We start from the raw sequence: 7,110 nt of genomic DNA, 5'->3' as shown, positions 1-7,110 counted from the left end.
CACCGAGCCCCGGCACACCCCAGCCCCGCCGGCGCTTGAGGCGCAGGGGCCCGGGGACTGGTCCCCGGCAACGGCGCCGCACCCACCAGCGCTACCGCCGCAGCAGGGTGACCACAGCCGCACCCCCCAGCCCGATGTTGTGCGCCAGCCCAACCCTCGCCCCGGCCACCTGCCGGGGCCCCGCCTCCCCCCGCAGCTGCCACACGAGTTCCGCCGCCTGCGCGAGCCCCGTCGCGCCCAGCGGGTGGCCCTTGGAGATGAGCCCGCCCGAAGGGTTGACCACCCACCGCCCGCCGTACGTCGTCGCACCCGACTCCACCAACACCCCCGCGCCGCCGTCCTCGCACATGCCCAGCGCCTCGTACGTCAGCAGCTCGTTGATCGAGAAGCAGTCGTGCAGCTCAATGACGTCCACATCCCCGATCCCCAGCCCGGACGCCGCGAACACCGCCCGTCCCGCCGCCGCCGACATCGGCTTGCCGACCACGTCGATGCACGACCCGGAGGCGAAGGACGCCTCGGTGTCCGTCGTCATCGACTGCGCGACGATCTCCACCGCCCGCTCCCCCAGCCCGTGCCGCTCCACGAAGCGCTCCGAGACGACCACGGCCGCAGCCGCCCCGTCCGAGGTCGGCGAGCACTGGAGCTTGGTCAGCGGTTCGTGGATGGCCTTCGCGGCGAGGATCTCCTCGACCGTGTACACGTCCTGGAACTGCGCGTTGGGATTGTTCGCCGAGTGCCGGTGGTTCTTCGCCCCGACCGCCGCCAGCTGCGCGGCCGTGGTCCCGTAGAGCTTCATGTGCTCCCGCGCCGCGTTCCCGAAGATCTGCGCGGTCGGCGGGGACATCTCGAAGCCGTGCCCGGCGGCCATGATCCCGTAGTGCCGGGCCACCGGCGAGGTCTTGAAGTCGCCCCCGTCGGCCCCGCCGCCCAGCGCGCCGCGCTTCATCTTCTCGAAGCCCAGCGCCAGCACGCAGTCGTTGATCCCGCCCTCGACGAACTGCCGGGCCATCATCAGCGCCGTCGAGCCCGTGGCGCAGTTGTTGTTGACGTTGTAGACGGGTACCCCGCTCAGCCCCAGCTCGTACGCCGCCCGCTGCCCGGCCGTGGAGGCCTGGAAGCAGTAGCCCACCGGCACCTGCTCGACCAGCCCGTAGCCGATGCCCGCGTCGGCGAGCGCCGCGTCACCGGCCTCCTTCGCCATGTCCCAGTACTGCCAGTCCCTCGACTCCGGCTTCTCGAACTTCGTCATGCCGACGCCCACGATGTACGACTTCATACGTATCCCCACTACCCTTCAGTCCCTCGGAAGGCCGAGAATCCGCTCGGCGACGACGTTGAGCTGGACCTGCGTGGTGCCTCCGGCGATGGTCAGGCAGCGGGACATGAGCATGCCGTGCACGGCCCGCTTCCCCGCGCCCTCGCTCACCGCGCCCGCCGGCCCCAGCAGTTCGAGCGTGAGCTCGGCGGTCTTCTGCTGGTGCGGGGTCTGCACCAGCTTGCGTACGGACGCGCCCGCCCCCGGCTCCAGCCCCGAGACCTGCTGGAGCGTGGTGCGCAGCCCGATGCAGGCCAGGGCGTGCGCCTCGGCGGCCAGGGACCCGATCCGGACCCGGTACCCGCCTTCGAGTTCGGCGGAGCGGGCGAGCAGTGCCTCCAGTCCGGTGTCGAAGGTCATCTGGTCGGCCATGTGGACGCGTTCGTTGCCGAGGGTGTTGCGGGCGACCTTCCAGCCCCCGTCCTCCGCGCCCACCAGGGCGTCCGGCGGCAGCGGCACGTCGTCGAAGTAGACCTCGTTGAAGAGGGCCTCGCCGGTGATCTCCTTGAGCGGCCGGATGTCGATCCCGGGGGTCTTCATGTCCACCACGAAGTAGCCGAGCCCCTTGTGCTTCGGGGCGTCCGGGTCGGTGCGTGCCAGCAGGATCCCGTAGTCGGCGCTCTGCGCGGAACTCGTCCACACCTTCTGCCCGTTGACGATCCAGCCGCCTCCCGGCGCCCGCTCCGCCTTGGTCCGCAGCGAGGCCAGGTCCGAGCCCGCTCCCGGCTCGGAGAAGAGCTGGCACCAGGTGACGTCCCCGCGCAGCGTGGGGAGCAGGTAGCGCTCCTGCTGTTCGGGGGTCCCGTAAGCGAGGAGCGAGGGCACCACCCAGGTGGCGATGCCGAGGTCGGCGACCTTGACCCCGGCGGCCGCCAGTTCCTGCTGCACGACGAGCTGTTCCACAGGTCCCGCGCCGAGCCCGTACGGGGCCGGCAGGTACGGGGCCGCGTACCCGGTGGGCGCCAGGACCCGGCGTGCGGTGGCGGGGTCGAGCCCGGCCGCGTCCGCGATGGCGCTACGGGCCTTCGCGCGGTGGGTCTCGGCCCGCGCGGGCAGCTCAAGGCGCAGCTCGCGCCGGGCGCCCGCGGCGGCGAGCCGTACGGCACGGACCCGGTGGCCGTCGCCGGAGCCGAGGAGCTGGCGGGCGACGAGGGCCCGGCGGAGGTAGATGTGGGCGTCGTGCTCCCAGGTGAAGCCGATGCCGCCGAGCACCTGGACGCAGTCCTTGGCGCAGGAGTACGCGGCGTCCAGCGCGGTGCCGGCGGCCAGTGCGGCCACCAGCGAGCGCACCTCGGCCGGTTCCTCCATGGCCTGCGCGGCGTCCCAGGCGAGCGCCCGGGCCTGCTCCACGCGCACCAGCATGTCGGCGCACAGGTGCTTGATGCCCTGGAACTGCCCGATGGGACGGCCGAACTGCTCGCGCACCTTCGCGTACTCGGCGGCGGTGTGCAGCGCCCAGGCGGCGGTGCCGCAGGCGTCGGCGGCGAACAGTACGCAGGCGAGGTCCCGTACGAGGGCCGCGTCGAGTTCCAGCAGGGCGCCGGGCCCGGCGGTGACCCCACGGGCGCGGACCTCGGCGGTGGGCCGGGTCGGGTCGGCGCTGTCCTGGGTACGGACGTCCAGCGCGGCGGCGTCGACGGCGAACCAGCGGGTGCCGTGCGCGGTCTCGGCGGCGAGCAGCACGAGGTCGGCCTCGCCCGCGCCCAGCACCGGCGGCGCGGTCCCGTCGAGGAGGTACCCGCCCTCCACGGCGACGGCGGTCAGGTCCCCGGGCCCGAGCGCCACGGCGCCGACCCGTCCGCCGAGGGGCTCGGCCCCGGCCCGGTCCAGGAGTACGGAGGCCAGCACGCTCGGCAGGTACGCCCCGGGCAGCGCCGCCCGGGCGGCCTCCTCCACCACGACGGCGAGGTCGAGCAGCGTGCCGCCCTCCAGGTGCGGTTCCAGCAGCCCGGAGGCGAGCAGCCCGTCCCAGTAGGCGGGCCGCGAGCCCGTCTGCGGCGGGGTGTCGAGGAGCCCCCGCACCTCCTCGGGCGGCACGGCCCGCGCGACCCAGCCGCGTACGGCCTCGGCCAACTCCCGCTGTTCCTGTGTGATTCCGATGCCCATGCGCGGCAGAGTAGAACACGTTGCATTCTGACGGAAGGTCAGAACTGAAACGTGTTCTCACTTTGCGGAGGGCGCGTCGGGGAGGGGTCCGGGCCCTGGAGGAGACGGAAGGGGAACGGCGGCGGAGCGGGGTCAGGGGGCGAGGGCGAGGCCCGTCACGGCAGTCGCGCACACCGCGAAGCCCACGAGCGCGATCCACCCGGCCTGGCGGACGGACCGCTCGCGGTCCCTGCGCTCCTCCCGCACCACGGCCATCGTGCCCATCTGGACCCTCTTCGCCACGCGCGGCAGCCGCACCAGCGGGTACCTCTCACCCACGACGTGCAGGGTGCTGGGGCCGACACCCTCGGTGTGCCGGGCCGTCGAGCCACCCGGCGCCGGGTAGTCGTAGTGGGCGCGCAGGGTGTCGCTGCTCCTCAGCGGCTCCAGCGCGACCAGGACCGCCTGGACCTCGATGCCCGTCTCCTCCAGCTCCCGCAGCTCCTTGACGTTGCCGCTCTCGCCCCAGCGCCACATCAGGCCGAAGAAGACCAGGCCGAGGCCCGCCAAGACGAACAAAACGAGTACCCCGATGACCATGTCCACAGCGGCGACCGTACGTCTTCCCCTACCTCCGGGGAACCCCCACCTCGTACGATCTCGCGCATGCCGATCATCTCGTCCATACCCGTCCTCCTGGGTGACCAGGGTGCCGAACTCCGCGCAGAGAGCGACGTCCTGCTCCTGCGCCGCCCCCGCGAGGAGGTCCGCATCCCCCTCACCGCCGTCGCGCGCGTGCACGCGAACGGGCGGGTGGTGGCCGTGGAGCTGACGGCTCCGGCCGGGACCGAGTCGACCCTGTACCGGATCGAGGGCGTGAGCCGAGCCGCGGCCACTGTTTTCGGGGCCGCGGTGAACGGAATACTGCCCGAACGCCCCACCGGCGATGACCCGGTGGACGGTTCGACGCTCGTGACGGTCACTCTCCGGGACGCCGCGGGCGCCGGCCGGGAGGCGGACGGCGAGGCGGACGGCGAGGCAGAAGACGCGGAGCCGATGCAGCCGGCCACCTTGGTCATCCGCTGCGTGACGGTCGCGGCCGGCCTCGGACTGGTCGCCCTCGCCGCGGGTGTGGTGATCGCCGGGGACTACGTGAGCCGCGCGCTCGCCGTGCTGCTCGTCGGCGCCACCGCTCTGACGGTCGGACGCCTGGTGGTCCGAGCGGTGGGAATCCGGTGGAACGAGTGGTACCTGCCCCGCCACGGCATCACGGTCGAGGCGCGGCCCCTCCTGACCGGCGGCCGGGTCACCCACGGCTACACCGCCGCCGACGGCAGGGTCCGGCCGGCCCCCTTCCACCGAGCGCCCGGTACGGCATACCGCGTCGCCTACCACCCCACCTACCCCGCGCGCGCGGTCGCATCCAGGAACTCGCGCCACGTCCTCGAGTGGCTGGCCTTCCCGGTGGTCCTCGTGGCCGTCACCGTCCTCCTCGGCTGGGGCACTCTCGCCCTCGCCCTCCCCGCCTTCCGCTGACGCGCCGGGGAGCGGTCAGGACTTCTCGTAGTAGTAGCCCTCGCCGTGCGAGGGGCCGACGTTGTGCTGGAGGCCGGCCGGCAGGCTCTTGGTGAAGAAGGAGGGGTCCAGGACCCCGCAGAACTGGCTGGTGGACTTGGACTTGTCGATCGCCGCCGAGCCGATGTTGATGCGTGTCCCGCCCGCGGCCAGTGAGGTCACCTTGGCGATGTGCTCGCAGTGCCCCATCTGCGTCTCGTTGATCAGCCGGACCGCCCCGGACCGGCTGATGATCACCGTGCCCGGCTGGCCGATGTTGAGGTCGCCCTTGTATTTCCAGGTACCGGCGAAGTACGCGGGCACCGCGTCGCCTCCGCCGGAGCCACCGCCGCCGGGAGAGCCGCCACCGCTCGGCGAGCCACCGCCGCTCGGCGAGCCCGAGCCCGAGCCCGAGCCCGATGCCGCGCCCCCCGGGGTGGCGCTCGGGCCGGTGCCCGTGCCGGTGCCTCCGGCGGCCGGGCCACCGCCGCCGCCCTGGCCCGCGCCGCCGCCCGGGGTGCCGGAGCCTCCGCCGGGGGTACCGGCGCCCGCCGCCGCGCCCTGCCCGGCGGCGGCCTGCCCGTCCGGCGCCGGTACGGGAGGGCTCTGCGCGGCCTGGGGGCTCCCGGGGGTCTGCGTACCCGGGGCCTGCGAACCGTTCGCCGCCGAAGGGGAGCCGGAGGAGGCCCCGGGCGTCACGGGCGCGCTGCTCCCCGGGGGCGAAGCCTGCGCCCCGCCGCCACCGCCGCCGAACGGCTGGAGCAGGGCCACCGTGCCCCCGCCGACGGTGAGCACCAGGACCACCGGCACCGCGACGGTCAACCGCCGCCGCGCCCCGCGCCGTTCGCGCTCTCCGGAAGCCCCGCCGGTACCGCCGCCGCCCGTGGCCGGGCCGGTCGCAGGCGCGGCCGCCGCCCCGCCCGCCGGCTCGACCACCCCGGCCACCCCGGCCACCCCGGCCACCCCGACCACCTGCTCGCCGGACCCTCCCGGGGCTCCCGCCTCCGGCCGCAGCCCGAGCGTCCCCCGGTCGGGAGTCCGCGCGCCGCCCGCTCCCCCGTCCCCCACGGGCGCGGGCACCCGCTCCGGCTCCGGCTCCGGCTCCGGTTCCGCGACCGGGGCCGGTACCGCCTCCGCGTCGAGCAGCCGCGCCGCCTGCCGGGCCAGCCGTTCCACCACCTCGGGCGGCAGCCACGCCCCGCCGCGCGCCGCCGGGCGGACCCGCTCCGGGTCCGCCAGCAGCTCGTCCACGCCGGGCCGTTCCTCCACGCCCTTGACCAGGCAGCGGCCGATCAGCGCGCGCAGCGGGGCGTCCGCCACCCGCTCCAGGGCCGGGTCGCCCTCCACGATCTGGAACATCACCGCGTGCTGGTTGCTGGCGCCGTGCCCGAAGGGCAGCTCGCCCGTGGCCGCGTACATCAGGACGCAGCCGAGCGTGAACACGTCGCTCTTCCCCCCGGCCCGCTGCCCGCGCACCTGCTCGGGCGACATGAACCCGGGTGATCCCACGACCATGCCGGTGCTGGTGAGCAGCGATTCGACGGAGGTCTCCAGCGCCCGCGAGATCCCGAAGTCGATGACCCGGCTGCCCTCGACGGTCAGCATCACGTTCGACGGCTTGAGGTCGCGGTGCACGATCCCGGCGGTGTGGATGTCCTTCAGCGCGTGCAGCAGCCCGTCCGCGAGGGCGTGTACGGACTCCACCGGCAGGGGGCCGAACCGGCGCACGATCTGCTCCAGCGACAGCCCGGGTACGTATCCGGTGGCCACCCACGGCCGTTCGGCGTCGGGGTCGGCGTCCAGGACGGGCGCGGTGTACCGCTCGCCCACCTTCCGGGCGGCGTCGATCTCGCGGCGGAACCGGGCCCGGAACTGCGCGTCGGCCACGTGCTCCTCGTGCACCACCTTCACCGCGACCGTACGCCCGCCCTCGGACCGGGCCAGGAACACCCGGCCCATCCCGCCGGCCCCGAGCCGCCCGAGCAGCAGGTACGGCCCGATCCGGCTCGGATCCCCGGGCGCGAGCGGCTTTATGCCGCCGTCGACGTTGTCATCACTGCCGCTGCCCATGCTGCCCGTCCCCCGGTGATCCCCTGCGGGCGGCCGTCCGGTCCGCCCCCTCGAACTGACCTCAGGTTAGGACCAGTTCATCA

General features: G+C 74.2%; 5 protein-coding genes. 1 reads left to right on the top strand and 4 read right to left on the bottom strand.

From position 1 onward, the window contains the following. Positions 1-91: 91 nt before the first annotated feature. From ACIQV3_RS38810 to ACIQV3_RS38800, 3 genes are all read right to left on the bottom strand, one after another. Positions 92-1,279 (bottom strand): thiolase C-terminal domain-containing protein, encoded by a 1,188-nt coding sequence (locus ACIQV3_RS38810; protein ID WP_403721567.1) that lies wholly within the window; start codon positions 1,277-1,279, stop codon positions 92-94. Between the two features lie 18 nt (positions 1,280-1,297). Then, entirely contained in the window at positions 1,298-3,424 is a 2,127-nt protein-coding gene (locus ACIQV3_RS38805; RefSeq protein ID WP_403721564.1) for an acyl-CoA dehydrogenase, read from the bottom strand. A gap of 132 nt (positions 3,425-3,556) precedes the next feature. After that, the gene (locus ACIQV3_RS38800; protein ID WP_403721561.1) at positions 3,557-4,009 is read right to left on the bottom strand and encodes a DUF3592 domain-containing protein; all 453 of its coding nucleotides are present in this window, start codon (positions 4,007-4,009) and stop codon (positions 3,557-3,559) included. 60 nt (positions 4,010-4,069) lie between these two features. Between ACIQV3_RS38800 and ACIQV3_RS38795 the strand changes: the two genes are divergently transcribed. After that, positions 4,070-4,939: a hypothetical protein gene (locus ACIQV3_RS38795; RefSeq protein WP_403721558.1), complete on the top strand. Its 870-nt coding sequence runs from the start codon at positions 4,070-4,072 to the stop codon at positions 4,937-4,939. Between the two features lie 15 nt (positions 4,940-4,954). Here ACIQV3_RS38795 and ACIQV3_RS38790 read toward each other — a convergent pair whose 3' ends face one another. Then, positions 4,955-7,027, bottom strand: a complete 2,073-nt coding sequence (locus ACIQV3_RS38790) for a serine/threonine-protein kinase (RefSeq protein ID WP_403721556.1) — start codon at positions 7,025-7,027, stop codon at positions 4,955-4,957. Positions 7,028-7,110 lie beyond the last annotated feature (83 nt).

The sequence above is a fragment of the Streptomyces sp. NPDC099050 genome, assembly GCF_044759865.1.
Lineage (GTDB): Bacteria > Actinomycetota > Actinomycetes > Streptomycetales > Streptomycetaceae > Streptomyces.
The sequence above is the reverse complement of the archived record's forward strand: the minus strand, read 5'-3'. Positions and strand labels throughout refer to the sequence as shown.